Below are 18,228 nucleotides of genomic sequence, written 5' to 3'. Positions count from 1 at the left end.
CCCGCTCCTCCCCTGGGGGCCACGAGCGGGCCACGGAGGGCGGGTGAGCGGTGTCCGCGGAGAGCTCCGGGTTTGGCTTTCTTGATCTTTTGCGCGAGGGAGATCGGGCCGTGATCAAGGTTGTCCTGCTGCGGCACGGCGAGAGCATCTGGAACCTGGAGAACCGCTTCACGGGCTGGACCGATGTCGATCTCTCGCCCCGCGGGGTCCAGGAGGCGCAAGAGGCAGCACGCCTGCTCCGGGAGGGCAGATATGACTTCGACATCACCTACACGTCCCTCCTCAAGCGGGCCATCCGCACCCTCTGGATCGTTCTCGAGGGCCTGGACCGCATGTGGGTGCCCGTGCACGGCAACTGGCGGCTCAATGAGAGGCACTACGGGGCCCTCCAGGGCCTGGACAAGGCGGAGACAGCAGCCAAGTACGGCGAGGAGCAGGTGCTTCTCTGGCGTCGCAGCTACGCGGACCCCCCTCCTGCCCTGACCACCGATGACGAGCGCTACCCCGGACACGACCGCCGTTACGCCGGCCTGGCCGCGGCGGAGATTCCACTCGCGGAGTCGCTCAAGGACACGGTGGACCGCTTCCTGCCCTACTGGCAGGAAACCATCGCGCCGGAGATCCGCCGCGGCCGGCGCGTCCTCATCGCCGCCCACGGCAACAGCCTCCGGGCGCTCGTCAAGCACTTGGACGGGACGTTGGACACGGAGATCGTGGGCCTGAACATCCCCACCGGCATCCCCCTCGTCTACGAGCTGGACGAGGGCCTGCGCCCGCTGCGCCACTACTATCTGGGGGATCCGGCCGCAGCCCGCAAGGCGGCGGAAGCGGTGGCCAAGCAGGCGCAGCGCCGGAAATGATGGGTGATCGGATTGTGAATCTTTGCGATCCTGTTTGGCCGCGTAGAAGCCCCGTCCGGGGGTGCCCATTGACGTTAGGGTTCTAAAGGCGTACCGTTGAGATCTGGCGGCGCGCTGGAGCGGGACCCGTCCGGGAAGATGGTGGCGGGAGCCGCGAGCGCGAGCGCTGTTAGGGCGGGGCGTCGTGTGAGCGACGTCAGCGCCGGTAGTGAGGTTGGCCATGCGCGAGAGGGGCGCCCTCCGGGTCGTTCCCGCGAAGCCCGTCACCGTAGCCCTCGAACATCCAAAGAGGCCGTTGGCATACGGGGTCGTCGCGAATATTTCCGAGTGCGGCAGCTGTGTTCTCACCGCCGCCAAGTTCGATGTAGGCGAAGAGGTCGTGCTCACCCTCAGCTTCGCCCGCGAAGCCCAGCCCATCGAGACACCGGGGCGCATCGTCTGGACCAACGACGGTCCTTCCGGAACCGTTCAGTACGGGCTGAAGTTCGTGACCACCTTCGACGTCCACGTGCGTCTGAAGCAGCTCATCGGCAACTTCGAAGACGAGCCGAGCGACGGCTGAGCGGCAAGCAGACTCCAGGAGGCCCGGCCCGGATAACCGCGACCTCTCCCCCCGCCGCCCGCCACCGGACGCCCGGGTTTCCTAGCCGCACGCCACTCGAGAGATGGACCGCGGGCGGGCCATCCTCGCGGACATCACATCGGGCGATGGAGTGACTGGTCGGGAGGGCGCTCAACCCTCGGGCCGGCGGAGCCCCGTCGTTATCGGGGGCTTGGTCCTGGCCGCGGTCGTCCTCTCTTTCCTCACGGGTGGCCTCTATGTGCGCGCCCGCCTCCGGGCCAGCCTGCCCCAGCTCGAGGGAACGCGCGTGCTCGTGGGCCTCCGCGCGCCCGTGCGCATCGAACGCGACGCCCTGGGCGTGCCCACCATCCAAGGCGGGAACCGGCCGGACGTAGCGAGGGCCACCGGCTTTCTGCACGGCCAGGACCGCTTCTTTCAGATGGACCTGCTGCGCCGTCGGGCGGCGGGGGAGCTGGCGGAGATCGTGGGCCGGGTGGCGCTGAAGCTGGACCGGGAAATCCGGGTGCACCGATTGCGATCGGTGGCGGAGCGCGTGGTCGAGGCCGGGTCGCCGGAGGAGCGGACCCTGGTCCAGGCCTACGCCGAAGGGGTCAACGCCGGGCTCGCCGCCCTGGGGGGGAAGCCCTTCGAATACCTGGCCCTCCGTGTGGACCCCGCTCCCTGGCGCCCGGAAGACAGCGTGCTCGCGGCCCTGGCCATGTTCGCTACTCTCCAGGACCCGAAAGGGGGGCGTGAATCGGATCTCGGGCTGATGCACGACCTGCTGCCCGCTCCCGTCTTCGAGTTTCTCGCCCCCCGGGGGACGGAATGGGATACCCCGGACATGGGCGGAGCCCTGCCCGCGGCCCCCCTGCCAGGGCCGGAGGCGCTCGACCTCAGGAACCAGGGCCGGGATCCCTCCGGGCGTTTTCCGAGGGAGGCGGGGGGAGACCCGGAACCCGAGCACCAGCCGGGCAGCAACAACTGGGCGGTGGCGGGTCGCCTCACCGCCCACGGGGGCGCCCTCCTCGCCAACGACATGCACCTTGGCATCGCGGTTCCGAACACCTGGTACCGGGCGTCGCTCGCCTGGCCGGGAACGGATGGGGAGACCCATCGCATCACGGGGGTCACGCTGCCGGGGACACCCGCGGTGGTGGTGGGGAGCAACACCCACGTGGCTTGGGGGTTCACGAACACCGAAGGGGACTGGAGCGATCTTGTGGAGATCGAGTCCGACCCCGGGGACAAAGACGCGTATCTCACGCCCGCGGGCCCGCGCAAGCTCGATCACGCCCGGGAGCGCATTCGGGTCAAGGGGGAGGCCGAGGAGACGCTGGAGGTGGTCTCCACCGTCTGGGGGCCGATCGTGGACCACGACCACCGCGGGCGCCCGCGCGCTCTGCGTTGGGTGGCCCACGATGTCGAGGCCGTGAACTTCGGCCTCGCTCGGCTCGAGACCGCCCGCTCCCTGGACGAGGCCCTTGACCTCGCGGGCCGCGCGGGCATCCCCGCCCAGAATTTCGTCTGCGCGGACGCCACCGGCCGCATCGGCTGGACGGTCATCGGCGTGATGCCCCGGCGGGTGGGCTTCGATGGCCGGCTGCCCGGGTCCTGGGCGGACGGCAGGCGCCGCTGGGATGGCTGGCTCACCCCTGCGGAGCACCCGCGGCTCGTGGATCCCCCCAGCGGACGCCTCTGGACCGCCAACCAGCGGGTCGTGGACGGCAAGATGGCGGAGATGATCGGCGAGAGCTTCTACGACCTGGGGGCTCGGGCCCGCCAGATCAGGGACGACCTCTTCGCCCTCGATAAGCCCCGGGAGCTGGACATGCTGCGCATCCAGCTCGACGACCGCGCGCTCTTCCTGGCGCGCTGGCGAGACCTGCTCTTGCGCACGCTCAGCGCGGAGGTCATAGCTGTCTCGCCCCGCCGGGCCGAGATGCGTCGCCTGGTGGAGGCCTGGGGTGGCCACGCTTCCGTGGACTCGGCCGGGTACCGCCTGGTGCGGGCGTTCCGCTCGAACCTGGCGGAGCAGGTCCTGGGGGCGCTGACCGCTCCCTGCCGTCGGGCCGACCCCCGCTTCGATCTGAAGCGGATCCCCCGCATCGAGGGGCCCCTTTGGGCGCTGGTGACGGAGAGGCCGACCCACCTCCTGGGCCCGCGCTACGCGACCTGGGAGGCGCAGCTTCTGGCCGCAGTGGACGTCGCCCTTGAAGACGTGGCGCGGGCGGGATCCAACCTGTCGGAGCGCACCTGGGGCGAGAGGAACACGGCCCGCGTTCAGCACCCGCTCGGCCGCGTGGTTCCCCTTCTCGGCCGCTTCCTGGACATGCCGCGGGAGCCGCTTCCCGGAGACAGCCACATGCCCCGCTTCCAGAGCCCAGAGGCGGGCGCCTCCGAGCGGATGGTGGTGTCCCCCGGCCGGGAGAGGGAGGGTTTCTTCCACATGCCCGGCGGCCAGAGCGGGCATCCCTTGTCGCCGCACTACGGGGACGGCCACGCGGCCTGGGTCCGGGGCGAGCCCACCCCCTTCCTCCCCGGCCCCACCGTGCACGTGTTGACCCTGGAGCCGTGGCCGCACTCGCCGTCTTCCCCCAAGCCGGCCGGGTCACCGTAACCTTGGCCCGGAGGCCGCACCGGACGAGGGCGTTTTCCTGATGCACGGCCACGTCAAGCGGCGGCTCGGCGCCCCCACGCGGCCTGGACCAGCCGGAGGCCCTATGAGACACGACGCGCTCATCGTCCTTTTCCTGGGATTCGCGGCCACCGCGGGGGCGGGCGAGAAGGCCGACCGCATCTTCGTCAACGGCCGGATCTGGACGGGCGATGAGGCGCATCCCCGGGTGGAAGCCGTGGCCGTCAGGGGCACGACCATCCTGGCCGTGGGGACCACCCAGGAGATCCGCCGCCTGGCGGAGAAAGCGACGGAGGTGGTGGACCTGAAAGGGCGCTTTGCCTGTCCCGGCTTCAACGACGCCCACCTCCACTTCATGAGCGGCAGCCTCGGACTGGATGAGCTGGACCTCGCGGGTGCGGCCGGTGGGGAAGAGGTGCAGCGGCGGCTCGCCGCCTACGCGCGGGTCCACCCCGACCGCCTCTGGTTCGTGGGCCAGGGGTGGGCCTACGGGGACTTTCCGGAAGCGCCCCATAAACGATTCCTGGACGCCGTCGTCTCCGACCACCCGGTCTGGCTTCGGGACCGCGATGGCCACTCGGGCTGGGCCAACTCGATCGCGCTCCTTCTCGCGGGGATCGACCGGCGGACCCGGGATCCCGAGCACGGACAAATCGTGCGGGATTCCGGGGGAGAGCCCACCGGCCTCCTGAAGGAAGGGGCCATGGAGCTCGTGCGGAGGAAGGTCCCCACCCCCGGGACCGAGGACAAGTACCGGGCTCTCCGGAAGGGCCTCGACCTCGCCATTTCTTACGGCCTCACGTCCGTCCAGGATGCCTCCTTCGACGAGGACGACCTGCCTGTCTTCGACCGCGTTCTCCGGGAGGGCGGGCTCAAGCTCCGCGTGTACGGTGCGCTGCCCCTGGTCAAGGACCCGACGCCCGACAGCCTCGCCCATTACCGGGAACTGCAGGCCCAAAACCAGAGCCCGCGTCTCCGCCTGGGAGCCGTGAAGGGCTTCTTGGACGGGGTCGTGGACGCGAAGACGGCCGCCCTGTTCGAGCCCTACGCGGGAGGCGGCACCGGCATCGTGAACTGGACGCAAGAGGACCTGAACCGAGCGGCCGCTTTCTACGACAAGGAGCGCTTCCAGATCGAGCTCCACGCCGTGGGGGACAAGGCCATACGCATGGCCCTGGACGCCTATGCCTACGCGGCCCAGGTCAACGGCCCCCGCACGCGGCGCCATCGCATCGAGCACGCGGAGGTGCCCACGGGCGAGGACCGGGCCCGCTTCAAGGCCCTGGGGGTGGTGGCCTCCACCCAGCCCCTCTTCGCCAACCCCGGCCGCACCACGCTCCAGAACTACGCCGTGCTCCTGGGCCCGGAACGCGCAGCCCAGGCCAACGCGTTCCGGCTGTGGGACGAGGCCGGGGTCGCGCAGGCCTTCGGCAGCGACTGGCCGGTCTTCTCGTGCGATGTGCTGAAGGGAATCTACTGCGCGGTGACGCGCATGACCCCCGAGGGGACGCCGGCCGGGGGCTTCCAGCCGCAGAACCGCATTTCCGCGGAAGCGGCCCTCCGCCACTTCACGAAGGACGCCGCCTACGCCTGCCTGGAAGAGACCCTGAAGGGGACGCTCTCCGCCGGCAAGGTGGCCGACCTCGTGGTACTGTCGGAGGACATTCTCGCCGTCCCTCCGGAACGGATCCTCACCGCGAAGGTCCTCCTGACCGTGCTGGGCGGCCAGGACACTTACCGCGCCAAGGAGTTCTGACCATGGCCGTGTATACGGGCAAGGTGGTGGTGATCACGGGCGCCTCCTCCGGCATCGGCAGGGCCCTCTGCCTGGCCCTGGCCGAGCAGCGCCCGCGCTTGGTCCTGGCCGCCCGGGACCGGGCAGCCCTCGACGCGGTGGCGGAGGGCTGCGCGGCCAAGGGGGCGGATACCCTGGTCGTTCCCACCGACGTGTCGTCGCCCGAGGCCTGCCAGGCCTTGATCGAGAAGACCATCGACCGTTTCAAGGCCCTGGACGTGCTCGTCAACAACGCCGGGATCGGCATGATCGCTCGTCTCGACGAGACCAAGGACCTCTCCGTCTACGAGCACTTGATGAAGGTCAACTACCTGGGCTGCGTTTACCCCACCTACCACGCGCTACCCCACCTCAAGAAGAGTCGGGGACAGATTGTGGCCATGGCCAGCTTGGCCGGCCTCACCGGCGTCCCCACCCGGACCGGCTACGCGGCCAGCAAGCACGCGCTCTTCGGCTTCTTCGATTCCCTCCGCATCGAGCTCGCGGGGACCGGCGTCTCCGTTACCGTGATCGCTCCCTACTTCGTGCGCTCCGAGATCCACCGCCGGTCGGCGGGGCCCGACGGCCAACCCCTGGGGACGAGCTCCATGCAGGAGTCGAAGATCATGACCGCGGAGGAGTGCGCGGCCCTCACCGTGCGGGCCATGGAGAGACGGCAGCGGCAGCTGGTCATGACCCTGAAGGGAAAGGTGGGCCGCTTCGTCCGTCTTCTCGCCCCCGGGGTGGTGGACGCCATCGCCCGCCGGGCGGTGGCCACGGGCAAGTGACCGCGCGGGCAGAGGAGGGCGTGTGAGACGAGATGTCCTGAAGGTCGCGGCGGGGGCGGTGCTGCTTCTGGCCGCGGGGTCTCCGCCCGCCGACGATCCCCGCCTCCAAGGCGCTTACCGGTTCGAAGCGGGAGGGTGGATCTACGTCCACCTGGAGGGTTCGCCCGACCGGGTTGGCTTCCAGCACGGGGCTCTTCTCGCCCCCGAGATCGCGGACGCCCTCGCCGCCGTCCGCCTCGACGCCACCCACCGGACCAAGCGCGACTGGGCCTTCTTCCGGGCCGCCGCCCGCGACGTGCTCTGGCCGGGGATCGACCAGGAGTACCGGGAGGAGCTCGCGGGCATCCTGGAAGGGGCGCGCGCAAAGGGGGTGGCCCTGGACATCCACGACCTGGTCGCCCTCAACGCCTTCGAGGAGCTGCCCGACTACTACGTGCCTTGGCTCAACGCGCGGCAGAAAGCCACCCCCGCCCCGCGCCTGGTGAGCCCGGGCAATTGCAGCGCGTTCGTGGCCACCGGCAGCTACACCCGGGACGGACGGATCGTCATTGCCCACAACAACTGGACCAGCTACTGGGCGGGCGCGCGCTGGAACGTGGTCTTCGACCTTGTCCCCGCGCGTGGCCAGCGCATGCTCATGGACGGCTTCCCGGGGGTCATCACCAGCGACGACGATTTCGGCGTGAACGCGGCGGGCCTCATGGTGACGGAGACGACCATCACCCAGTTCAAAGGCTACGATCCCAAGGGCAAGCCGGAGTTCGTGCGCTCCCGCAAGGCCCTCCAGTACGCGGCCACCATCGACGACTACGTGCGACTCATGCTGGACGGGAATAACGGCGGCTACGCCAACGACTGGCTGATCGGGGACCGCAAGACGGGGGAGATTGCCCAGCTGGAGCTGGGCCTGAAGACCCATCGGCTCTGGCGAAGCAAGGACGGCTACTTCGTAGGTTCCAACTTCGCCCGCGACCCCGTCCTGATCCAGGAAGAGACGGATTTCAAGCCCGGCGACGCGGGCAGCTCCCCCAACGCGCGCCGGGCCCGCTGGGAGCAGCTCATGAAGGAGTCCCGGGGCAAGATCGACGCCGCCCTGGCCGAGGCCTTCCTGGGGGATGATCAAGACGTGGTCCTCGGCCGGCGGGAGCCCGACGAGCGCGCTCTTTGCGGTCGGGTGGACCTCTCCCCGCGGGGCGTGAAGGAATGGGAGTGGGGTGCCTTCTACCCAGGGGGCGCTGTGCAGGGCAAGGCCATGGACGATGCCATGGCGGCGGCGCTCAGCTTCCGGGCCCGCATGGGTCCTCTGTGCGGGCCGGACTTTCTGGCCCGACCGTTCCTGGTCGCGCGCCCCGAGTACGCCTGGCAGGACTCCATCCTGCGCGACATGAAAACCGGGCCCTGGACGACCTTCCGCGCCGGTCAACGGGCGCCCAACTAGCCCTCGGAATCGGTCCCCTTAGGGCCGGGGCTCACTCCACGACCACGCGGTCCGTTCCACTCCGGCCGAAGGTCTCGGGGTGGTACATCTCCTCCGCCTTGGACGGCGGGACCACGAAGGCCCCGGGGGTCGTGGCCCGCGCCAGGTAGGAATAGCTGTAGACGCCCTCCCAGAGCAGGGACGCGAAGGCCTCCACCCGTTCATCGCGCAGGTTCTGGTGGTCGAACCAAGGCCGCGTCCAGAACCACCACATCCCCGGCCGTCCGGGGCCGCCGAGGCCGGGCGCGCCCAGCACCGTCACCTCCTCGGGTGGGCCGGGGGGGAGCGTGCCCGTCGTGGCCAGGGCCGGGTTCAGCGCCTCCAGGCCCGCAGGCAGCGGGTCCACCAGGGCCACATGGAAGCGGCGGGCGCTCGAGACCATGGTCAGGCGGACACGCACGCGCGCGCCCGCACGGAGGCGCCACGTACCGTCCGGGTCCCGCCGCACGTCGGTCTTGTCGTCGGCGCCTTCGTAGGCCCGCTCCACCGTGAAGCCGCGCTCGGCGGGAGGAAGCCTCAAGTCCGCGGGAGCGTACTGCAGTCCGATACGGTAGTAGAGGCGCCCCGGGCCTTCCTTGTCGAGCACGAGATTCTCGGGGCCCGTCGCTTCGGCCAGGACCTGCATCGGGACTTCCAGATGATGGCGCTCGGTCGTGCGCCCCTTGAAGGACTGCTCTCCCGCATAGCGCTCGCCCAGCCAGGCCCGGGCCACGAAGTCGGGGGTGGCCTTCTCGTAGGTGTTGAAGTAGCGATCGAGGGCGAGGAGTACGAAAGCATTCTCCTGGGTGTTCTCCCAGCGGCCGGCCCGGCGGTGGCCGAGCAGCCCCTCCACGAGCTTGGGGATGAGGTCGCTTTTGGGCTGGTCCGCGATCAGGGCCTCGAGCAGGATCGCGTCCACCCGGCGGTCCGAGTACAGGAGCAAGTGCGCCCCGTCGCCGTAGGAGACCGCGAAATGGGCCTCCGCCGCCGTCTCCGTGACGCGGTTCGCGAGGTGGGTACGGATGGCCGCGACCTCGGCCTTGGCGCCGGGGTCGGCGGAGAGCACGGGCAGCAGCCAGCCCACGGCCTCGAAGGAGAGGTTGCCGAGGCCGGCCTCGCGCAGGAGCCTCTGCGCGCGGGGGGCGTCGTCGTCCCCCAGGCGGTGGCGCACGTAGAGCGCGTAGGCGATGAGGGTGCGGCGGGCCTCCTCGCCGTACCGGCGGGGGATATGGCCCTCCACCCCTTTCAGGTAGCGGCGCGACCGCTCCAGCATTTCCCCCGGAACCTCGAAGCCCTTTTCCCGGGCCCGGGCCAGGGCGTGGGCCACGTGGATGCTGACGTAGGGCCAGGGCTCGTCGCCCCGGCGCCAGAAGGCGAATCCGCCGTCGTCGTTCTGGAGCGCGCGGAGCCGCTCCAGGTCCCGCTTCACCCCCGCCCCGATCTGCTCGGGCGGGGGAAGGCCCTGGGCCTGGAAGGCGGTGAGGACGTCGCGCAGGGCGGCCACGGCGAGCACCCGGGAGGAGAGCTGCTCCGCGCACTCGAACGGGTAGGCCACGAGGTAGAGCACGGCGTCGGTCAAGGCTTGGAGCGCGGTGGAGGAGGTGGTGACCTCGAGGCCGCCGAACTGGGGGAGCACCCCCGCGGGGGCCCTCACGGGCTGGGCCATGGCTCCCTGGTCGATCTGGCCGTAGGTGGCGAAGGCCTCGGTGGTGGCGGGTGTCCAGACCGGGAGCTTGAACTCCGCGGCGTCGGCCCATGGCCCCGCGGCTGCCCCCACCTGGAAGCGGGCGGTACCCGCCCGGCGGGCGGCGGCGGGGAAGCGAATCTCGGCCCGGTCGTTGGCGGCCACGATCAGCCGCCGGCCCGCCCCCGCGGGCAGATCGGCGTTGAGGGCCCGCACCGCCACATCCACCGTCACCGGGGTGTCGGTCTGGTTCTGAACGAGCACGGGCAGCTCGAAGCGGTCGCCGAAGTTCAAGAAGCGGGGGGGCGACGGGCGCACCATCAGGGGCAGGCGGGCGGTGAGGGTGGACTCGCCGGACCCGAACTGGCGCCCGCCGGCCACGGCCACCCCCATGACGCGGTAGCGGGTGAGGCTGTCGGGCACCCGGAGCGGCACCTGGGCGCGGCCGGAGGCATCGGTGACCACGCTGGGCGCGAAGAGAGCGAGGGCGCTGAAGTCCGTCCTCATTCTGATGGGGGCGGCGGCTTCCTTTCTCTCGGGAACGGCCCCCGCGAGGCGCGGGGCCTGGGGGGCGGGGGTCGCGGCGGGCATGGGAGCACCGGCGGCAACAAATTCCGCTGTTTGCAACATCTCCCTCTGCGGCATCACGTCCTCCGGCCGAGCCAGGAGGACGCTCGTCCGCGAGTGGTGATCGCGCACGCCCTCCTCGCGCGAGGCGTAGAAGACCTGGAGGGGATCGGGCAGCCGATAGCCGGTGAGCGACAAGACGGCCTCGTCCACCACCACCACCGCCACCTCCGCCCCCGCGGCCGGCCTTCCGGCCGCGTCGTGAAGGGCAACGTCGAGGATCGTCTCGCCCCCGGGGGGGAGGGCCTTCTCGCGCGGCTTGACCTCGAGGGCGAGCGTCCGCTCCAGGGGCGGTACGGGCAGGTTGAGGTGGCCCACCGCGAATGCCGGGCGGGGGGCGGGTTTCGCCCGGCTCCCCACGGCCCCGGGACGCGGCGCCGCCCCCAGAAGGTCCACCTGCACGTGCACGTTCGGCGTCCAGGCCTCCTCGAGCTTGATCTCAAGGGTGTGGGAGGAGCCGGTCAGGGTGAAGCGCTCGCGGCGGAGTATCCCCGACCGCCGCAGGGTCAGGAGTCCCTCCGCGGGCGAAAACGGGGCGAGCACCAGGATCCGGGCGGTGTCGCCCGCGCGGTACGCCTTGCGGTCGGGCACCAGCGTGATTGATTCCTGCTCCACTTCCCGCCTCGGCGGCATCGGCCCTCCCGCCACCCATAGCCGGAGCTGGCTCTCGTTCTTCCGGCCCTTGTCGTCGGCGACGGCGGCGGTGATCCGGTAGGGACCTCCCTCCTTCGTCCGGAACGTGCAGCGCACGGCCTCGGGGCCGGAGACGACCCGGCAGTCCTGGGGGTCCACCGGCTTTTCCTTCCAGTCCCCCCCCTCCTGCTCCCATTCCAGGCGCTCCGCGCGCACGAGGACCTGCCGCCCCGCCACCGCCCCCCCCTCGAGGTCGGTGACGATGGCGTCCACCAGTAGCGGCTCGCCCCCCGCCACGAACGTGCGGTCGCTTTTGAGACCGACGTAGAGCTCCGCGGGGTGGACGAGGAGGTTCACCCCCGAGGTCCAGGCCTGGCGGTTCACGTCCATGACCGTGGCCTCGGCCCGAAGGCTCACGGGGCGGGGCGGGGCCGCGCGCTCAAAATCGATCCGCAGGCGGTGCTTGCCGCCGGCGTCGGTCCGGCCCGCGAGGATCTCCAGGCGCGGGGTCTCCCCTCCCCGCGGGCCCGCCTCCCACCAGGGCACCCAGCTGCCGAACGCGAAACTGTCACGGTTGGGGGGGACAAAGGCCCCCGGAGACGAGGCCACGCGCCAGGAGACGTTGGCGTTCCCGAGGCCGCCCCCCGCGTAATAGGAGGCGCTGACGGTTACCGTGGCGTGTGCGCCCACGACGTGCGGCCCCTCGCTCGCGGCCGCCGCCACCTCGAACTCGGGACGCCGGAACTCCTGGACTTGAAAGGCGTGGTGATGGGGACCGCCTGGCCGGCTCCCCGCGTCCGCCTCCAAGGCGAGGTCCGCCGCGCCCAGGTTCATGGTGGGGGGCAGCTTCAAGGTCAGGGCGAAGCCTCCGAACGCAGAGAGGGACTCCTTACCCCGCGCGACCTCGTTCCCCTGACGGTCGTGCAGCACGTAGCTCACCGTGCGCACCGCGCTCCCGAGCGCGCCCACGTCGCCCTCCGGGCCCGGGCCCACGAGCCGGATCCAGCCCTTGACCTTCACCTCCTCGCCAGGTCGGTACATCTGGCGGTCGTCGAAGACGAAAAAGCGCAGCGCGTCCGCCTGCGAACGGCGCCAGCCCGACTCCATGCCCCACCAGGAGGTGTTCTCGGGCAGGATGGCCAGATCCTTGCCCTTGCGGCCCACGAGCAAGGCGCCCCCGCCCGCGCCCAGGGGCAGGGAGGCGAGGCCGTTCTCGGCCGTGACCGCGCTCGGACCCGAGGGCAGCAGCGACAGATCCACGCCCGGGAGCGGTTTTCCGTCGGCCAGGGAGGAGGCCCAGCCCAGGAGCTCCCGGTCGTCCGCGAAGGCGTCGAGGCCGAGGCGCGTGGCCTGGATCCACGTTCGCACCACTGACCCCCGGCCGGGCCCCTTCACCGGCTTCGTGGGTTCCACGATCAGGACGAGCTGGCCGAGGCCGCCCGGAAGGGCGGAGGCGAGATCGAGGCTCGTCTCCACGAGCTCGTCCGCGCCCCCCTCCACCTTGACCGTGGTGGAGAGGACGGCCCTGCCCGGCGGCGCCGGGGGCCGGTCGTCACGCCAGGAGGACTGCATGTACTTCTGGAAGGCAGGCCAGTCCGCGGGCGAGACCGCGTAGGCGGCCACGGACAGCGCCTCCTGGTTCACGGAGTAAACCGAGAAGCGCGGGCCGGCGGCGGGATCGAGGACCACGAAGCCGTTCCCCGCTGCGCTCAGGCTGGGGGTCGCGGCCGTGAGCTGGAAGGCGAGGGTCTCCGCCGTCTCCAGGACCTGGCCGAACTGGTCCGGGAGGGAAGGATCGAGCGTCAGCCGGTAGGCACGGAGGCCCTTCCCCTGGCCACGGATGATCATCGATTGCCCGTAGAGCTCCACCTTCAAGCCCGGCAGCTCCGGCTCCACCCGCACCATCTCCTTGCGAAAGGCCTTGGCGTCGATCGGGTTCGAGAGCGTGATCTGCCAGGGGGCGAAGGGCGGGCAGTTCTTCTGCCATCCACACTGGTGATCGGTGACGCGGAATCGCCCGTAGGTCCGGAAAGCCCACTCCTGTGGCTTGGTCGTCACCTTGGGCCCCTCCGCGGAGGGCGTGCCCGGCCCCACCGCCACCGTGACTTGGGCGTCGACGGGGAGCGTGCCCTCGGTGCGGAACGCGACAAAGCGCCCTGCCCCCGCATCCGCGGCCAGGCGCCGCACCGTCGGGTCGGCGTCCACCTCGGCCGCGGTGGCCAGCCGAGAGCGGAGCACCGCGCCGCCCACGCGCAGCCTTAGGGTGGCGAGGACGGCCGGGGGGTCGATCTTCTGATCGAAGGAGGCAAACAAGAGGACGTCGCGGCGCACGGGCCCTCCCACCGGGTGGGACCGGACCAGGGTGGGGGCGGGGGTGCTGAACGTCCAGGTCTCGGCCTTCCCGAGAGCGCCAAGGGTGGCGGAGCGGGTGCCTGCGGGCACCTCCACTTGGTAGTCGGTCGCCATGGGGAAGCGGTCCCGCGGCTCGAACAGCAGCGTCTTCGTTCCCAGCCAACGCCACTGCCCCAGGGGCTCGGGCGAGAGCCGCACCGGGCGGACCTTCTCGGCCTCCCCTTGCGACGTCACCGCCACCATCGGCTGCGAGAAGGTCAGGCTCAGGTGGGGGGCGAGGGGCACCTCGCCCTCCGGCGCGCGGCGCAGCACGCGCAGGGGCCCCGCTTCCGCGGGGTCGGGGGAGGGAGCGGTCGACAGAGGGGGGAAGGCTTCCCTCACCGTCCGGCCCGTGCGGGGCGGGGGCAGGGACTTCTCGCGGAGCGCGAACTCGACCGCCTCCCCGGCTTCCTCCGTCAAGGGGGGTAGTCGATCCAGCACCTTCTGCGTGTCTTGCGCGTCGAGGAGGGTGGCGGGGGCGACGGCCGTGCGGGCCTCCGCGGCCTCCTCCGTGCCCTCGCTCAGCCGGAATCCCGGGCCCGGCGTCTCACTGGCCACGAGGGCCGGCTTCTGCAGGGTCGCGGGAGCGGCCGGCCGATGGACCGCGGCCGAGCCTACGGTCAGGGACGAGGCGAGGACGCCGAGGATCAAGGTGCCGGACCGCGTCATTCTCCGCTCCCGGGAAAGAGCCAGCGAAGGAGGCTATGCGCCCGCCGGTGCGAATGCAACGGCGGCCCCCCCCGCCGAGGGTACGCCCCGGCCAACGCCCTTATTCCCGCCGCGACAGCGGCCCTGATAAGCTTCGTGCGGGTGCCCCCATGAGGACCACATTCCTCCGCCTCCTGGCCCTCGTGTTCCTCCTGGGCAACCTCGCCCTGCGCACCCTCACCCTGCACGCCGCGGGCGGACCGTGGGTCCTGGCTTTCATGGTCGTGGCCCTGCTCGCCGCCGGCTTTTCCTGGCTTCGGCCCTCCTTGCTCGGGGTCGTCCTCTTCCTCTTCGGGGCCTCCTTCTTCCTCTACGGCTTCCATTCCTACCGGGCCCAGAGCCAGCTCTTCGAGTACGCGGTCACCGCCCTGGCCCTCGCCCTCCTCCCCCGGGGCTTCGGGGCGGGGAGGCCGGCCCCGAACTGGCCAGCCCGCTTCTCGCTTCTCTATCTTCTCCTCGCGCTCTTCTCCCTCCTGCTTCTCCCCCCTACGGTCTTGAAGCACCGGCTGATGCTCGGGGGGATCGGGCTCTTCTCGGAGATGCTGACCGCCTTCCCCCGCGATCCGCTCTATGCGCTCGCAGCCGTGAACCGCCTTGCTCTCTTCGTGCTCTTTGCCGTCCTGCTCGCGCGGGGGGAGGACGCCCGGGACCGCTACCGCGCCCTGTTCCGCGGCATCGCCTGGGGATCGGTGGCCTGCATCCTCCTCGGCCTGGTCGACTTCTTCGGCTTCATCTCCCTCACCCCCTACAACCTGTCGCGCCTCTTCTACGGCGCCGGGTATCAGCGGCTGCAGTCGACGTTTGGAAACCCGACCTGGTTCGCGTCCTTCGTCACCTGCACGCTGCCGCTCGTCGTTTTCGAGTTGCGGGCTTGGGGTCGGGCCGCGCCCGCCCTCCAGGGGATCTTTCTCCCTCTCTGCGCGGCGGCTCTCCTGTTGTCCTCGGTTCGGGCCTCCTGGCTCGCCTCCGGCTTCCTCCTTGTCCTCGTCGCGGCGTCGTGGGTGCGGCGCGGGGCCCCGACGTCGGGGTCGCCTCCGGCACCCAGCCGGGGCTGGATCCTGGCCGTCGACGGCACTCTGGCCGCGCTCCTCGTGCTGGCCGCCCTCCTCGCGGGCGGGATCGCGGGGAACCCAGCCGTGGCGAGAAGGCTCGGGGGCGTGACCGAGGAGATGCGGCTCCGGGGGGTGGCCTCTCCCCGGACCGTGATCCTGGCCCAGGGGCTCGAGCTGGTGCGGGAGAGCCCTCTCCTTGGCTCCGGCTACGAGACCTTCAACCTCCACCTGCGGGCCCTGCTGGGAATCCCCGCCTCCCCCGTCGCGCGCGTGCCGAACCCGAACGTGACCGCGGACCCGCGGGACACGCTCTTCGACGATGCCCACAACACGTACCTCCAGATCCTGGCCGGAACGGGAGCCCTGGGCCTCGCCTGCTGGCTCGCCTTGAGTGCCATCTGTCTGCTGCTTTTGGCGGGGGATCGAGATCCCTCCCCGCTCAGCCCCTGGGTCGTGCTCTCCATGTCGGTCTTCCATTTCTACGGCCTCTTCCAGGGCATGCAGTACATCCCCGCGATCTTTTTCCTCTTCCACCTGCAGGCCGGCTACGCCATGACCGTGGAGGCGACCCGGTGGCCGTGCACGTTCCAAAAGGCGGCCAAGACCGCGTGGGCCGTCCTTGCCGCCTTGGTCCTGGTCTCACCCCTCTACTACTGGCCGAACCGGGGGTTCTTGAACCTCAAGGAGAAATACGGCCTGCGCGCGTACCTGCCCGAGGAGGGCGCGGAGTTCGAGGGGTTCTTTGGCCCCGAGGCCTGGCCGCAGGGAGAGTTCCGCTGGATGGGGCACCGGGGCCTCATCAACGTCGAGCAAGCGGGTCCGCTCCGGCTGCTCCTGGCCTGCAGCCATCCGGACCTCGCGCGCGACCCGGTGTTCGTCTCCTTCTCCGTCCGGGGGAAGCCGGCGGGCATGCTGCGGTTCGACCGGCCGGGAATGCTGGAGAAGAGCTTCGTTATGGAGGCGCCGGGCCCCCTCTTGTTGACCGTGTCGCGCACTTGGCGGCCCCGGGACACCGACCCCCAGGGGGATCGCCGCGAACTGGGCGTGGCCGTGAGCCTCGCGCGACCGTGAAGACCCCGGCGGCTAGCCGGAGTAGCTCGGCACCACCGCGCGGAGGGCGGCGAGGAGGGCGGGACGGTCTCCCCCGCGGGCCAGAGCCTCGAGTTCCGAGACCCGGGCCATGAGGTCGGGGGGCGGTCGCGGGCTCTGCACCGCGCGCACCTGGGGCTGCACCTGCCGGCTGCTCCGGGCCTCCTCCTCTGTCATCAGCTCCTCGTCCAGCTTCTCCCCGGGGCGGAGGCCCGTGAAGACGATGGGGATGTCCCGCTCGGGGACGCGGCCGGAGAGCGCGATCATCATGCGGGCCAGGTCCAGGATCCGGATGGGTTCCCCCATCTCCAGGATCAACAGCTCTCCGCAGTGGCTGAGGCCGGCCAGAAGCAAGAGGCCCACCGCCTCCGGAATGGTCATGAGGTAGCGGCGGCAGTCGGCGTGGGTGACGGTCACGGGCCCGCCCCCCGCGATCTGCTCCTTGAAGAGGGGGACCACGCTACCCGCGCTCCCCAGCACGTTCCCGAAGCGCACGGTGGTGAAGCGGGTGGCGGAGCCCAGGGCCCGCGCCTGCACGATCAGCTCGGCGATCTTCTTGGTGGCCCCCATGACGCTGGCCGGGTTCACCGCTTTGTCCGTGGAGACGAGCACGAACTTCTCCGCCTCCACCCCTTCCGCGAGGGCGACGACGTTGAGGCAGCCGGTGACGTTGTTCTTGACCGCCTCCTCCGGCGCGTACTCCATGAGGGGGACGTGCTTGTGGGCGGCGGCGTGGACGATGTCCTGGGGCCGGTACTCCCGGCCGAGCTGCTGCAGGCGGGCCGCGTCGCGGATGTCCACCACCTGGGCCTCCAGGGCCAGGTCGGGGTGGCGCTGCTGCAAGTGGCGGAAGAGGAAGTAGAGGTTGTTCTCGTCGATGTCCGCCAGGACCAGGCGGGCGGGGCCATGGGCGGCGATCTGCCGGCAGGCCTCGCCGCCGATGGAGCCCGCGGCCCCCGTGACCAGGATCCGGCGGCCCCGCACGAGCGCGTCCATCTCCCCCTCGTCGAAGACCACCTCGTGCCGGGGGAGGAGGTGGTCGGGGGAGAGATCGTGGAGCATGGAGACGCCGACCCGGTCGTTGAGGTAGGCGAAGGAGACGGGCAGGATCTTGTAGCTCAGCTTCTGATCCGCGCAGGCGGTCAGGATCTCCCGCAAGCGCGATGCGGGCAGCCGGGGGACGGCGAAGAGGAGCTGGTGGACGTCCCGATCCCGGAGGATCTCGGGGAGCTTGTCCAGCGATCCCAGCACGGGGCGCCCCCCGATCCATTGGCCCCACTTCGTGCGGTCGTCGTCCACGAACCCCACCACGTCGTAGGAGTGCTCGTCCGAGCGCAGGAGGTCCCGCAGGAGCAGGTCCCCCGCGCTGCCCGCGCCCACGATCACGGTGCGGGCTCGGGCCCCGGCGCGCGAGCGGGTCTGGGCCAGGAGCCAGGCCTGGGCGAAGCGGGGAGAGAAGCGAAAGGCCCCCACCAGGCTCGTGGTCAGGAAGAACTCGATGGCCAGCACGGAGCGCGGGGGGCCTGGGGTCTGCAGGAAGTAGAACGTGGCCACGAAGCAGGCGGTGCCGGTGAGGGAGGCGGCGACGAGGCGGGCCGCCTCGTAGAGCCCCGAAAGACGGAAAGACCAGCGGTGCAGGCCGAACAGGAGGTGAAGGCTGAGGCGGATGACCATGAAGAGGGGGAAAAAGCGCTTGAGGATGGCGACGTGCTCGGGGGGGATGGGGCCGTCGAACCGCAGGGCGTAAGCCACGTAGAGCGAGGCCGCGATCAGGACCGAGTCCAGGACGAGGATGAGGGCGAGCCGGTACCAACCCTTGGCTCCCCTTGTCTCCAGCGTCACCGGAACTCACCCCGCCTCGCCATCGTCCACTCGACTCCAGGAAAAGGCCGCGCCCAAAGCCAGGCCCAGCTTCCATCTCGCTTCGGCGGAAGCCGATTGCTCCGCACGCCAAGTGCCGCTTTGC

The 18,228-nt window shown here is 70.8% G+C and carries 9 protein-coding genes; 7 read left to right on the top strand and 2 right to left on the bottom strand.

Going from position 1 to position 18,228, the window contains the following annotated elements; all coding sequences use genetic code 11:
• The first annotated feature begins 110 nt into the window (after nt 1–110).
• The 6 genes from gpmA to VN461_13555 all read left to right on the top strand — a co-directional run bounded on the left by gpmA (nt 111) and on the right by VN461_13555 (nt 8,060).
• Complete coding sequence (gpmA, locus tag VN461_13580; GenBank protein HXB55814.1) at nt 111–860, top strand: 2,3-diphosphoglycerate-dependent phosphoglycerate mutase; 750 nt, start codon at nt 111–113, stop codon at nt 858–860.
• A 220-nt stretch (nt 861–1,080) separates the two neighbouring features.
• Nucleotides 1,081–1,422 carry a PilZ domain-containing protein gene (locus VN461_13575; protein HXB55813.1) on the top strand — a complete coding sequence of 114 codons (342 nt, stop codon included), beginning with the start codon at nt 1,081–1,083 and terminating at the stop codon, nt 1,420–1,422.
• A gap of 103 nt (nt 1,423–1,525) precedes the next feature.
• Nucleotides 1,526–4,042 (top strand): penicillin acylase family protein, encoded by a 2,517-nt coding sequence (locus VN461_13570; protein HXB55812.1) that lies wholly within the window; start codon nt 1,526–1,528, stop codon nt 4,040–4,042.
• 103 nt (nt 4,043–4,145) lie between these two features.
• Nucleotides 4,146–5,816, top strand: a complete 1,671-nt coding sequence (locus VN461_13565; protein HXB55811.1) for an amidohydrolase — start codon at nt 4,146–4,148, stop codon at nt 5,814–5,816.
• 2 nt (nt 5,817–5,818) lie between these two features.
• On the top strand, nt 5,819–6,622 hold the full coding sequence (locus VN461_13560) for an SDR family oxidoreductase (GenBank protein ID HXB55810.1): 804 nt from the start codon (nt 5,819–5,821) through the stop codon (nt 6,620–6,622).
• 22 nt (nt 6,623–6,644) lie between these two features.
• Nucleotides 6,645–8,060: a C45 family peptidase gene (locus VN461_13555; GenBank protein HXB55809.1), complete on the top strand. Its 1,416-nt coding sequence runs from the start codon at nt 6,645–6,647 to the stop codon at nt 8,058–8,060.
• A 31-nt stretch (nt 8,061–8,091) separates the two neighbouring features.
• Here the strand turns inward: VN461_13555 and VN461_13550 are convergent, their stop codons facing one another.
• Nucleotides 8,092–14,082 (bottom strand): alpha-2-macroglobulin family protein, encoded by a 5,991-nt coding sequence (locus VN461_13550; GenBank protein HXB55808.1) that lies wholly within the window; start codon nt 14,080–14,082, stop codon nt 8,092–8,094.
• Between the two features lie 149 nt (nt 14,083–14,231).
• On the opposite strand from VN461_13550, the gene VN461_13545 reads away from it, so the two are divergent.
• Entirely contained in the window at nt 14,232–16,244 is a 2,013-nt protein-coding gene (locus VN461_13545) for an O-antigen ligase family protein (protein ID HXB55807.1), read from the top strand.
• Between the two features lie 12 nt (nt 16,245–16,256).
• On the opposite strand, the gene VN461_13540 is transcribed toward VN461_13545, so the two are convergent.
• A complete protein-coding gene (locus tag VN461_13540; GenBank protein HXB55806.1) occupies nt 16,257–18,104 on the bottom strand; it encodes a nucleoside-diphosphate sugar epimerase/dehydratase in 1,848 nt (615 codons plus the stop codon).
• Nucleotides 18,105–18,228: the final 124 nt, after the last annotated feature.

The sequence above is a fragment of the Vicinamibacteria bacterium genome, from assembly GCA_035570235.1.
In the GTDB taxonomy this organism is placed as follows: domain Bacteria; phylum Acidobacteriota; class Vicinamibacteria; order Fen-336; family Fen-336; genus DATMML01.
The sequence above is the reverse complement of the archived record's forward strand: the minus strand, read 5'-3'. Positions and strand labels throughout refer to the sequence as shown.